At 63.1% G+C, this 480-nt stretch carries 1 protein-coding gene; it reads left to right on the plus strand.

Annotated features, from left to right (window positions below; all coding sequences use genetic code 11):
- Window positions 1-336, plus strand: a 336-nt coding sequence (locus ACU8YC_RS26665; protein ID WP_446896216.1) for an aldehyde dehydrogenase family protein, incomplete at its 5' end; no start/stop codon positions are given.
- Between the last annotated feature and the right edge of the window lie 144 nt (window positions 337-480).

The following is a 480-nucleotide window of genomic DNA, read 5'->3' on the forward strand; positions in this document are numbered from 1 at the left end:
ATCTTCGATGGCGTCGATAATGCGATGAGGATCGCCCAAGAGGAAATCTTTGGCCCGGTGCTCTCGGTGATCAGCTTCGACAGCGCCGAGGAAGCGGTGGCGATCGCCAACGACACGCCCTACGGCCTCGCTGCCGCGGTGTGGACCGCCGACCTGTCCAAGGCGCACCGCACCGCACGGGCGCTGCGCGCCGGCAGTGTGTGGGTCAACCAGTACGACGGCGGCGACATGACCGCGCCGTTCGGCGGCTTCAAGCAGTCCGGCAACGGTCGTGACAAGTCGCTGCATGCCTTCGACAAGTACACCGAGCTCAAGGCGACCTGGATTCAGCTCTGACGGCATCCGTAGGGTGGATGTCGCCTTTTACATCCACCTTGTTGCACAGCCATGGTGGATCGATGAAGCGTGATCCACCCTACGCTCTTTTGAGCGTTCAGCTAGCTTTGCCCCCACTGCCCGCTGCGGCGCATCACGCCCCAC

This window comes from Citrobacter sp. VF227, from assembly GCF_052950715.1.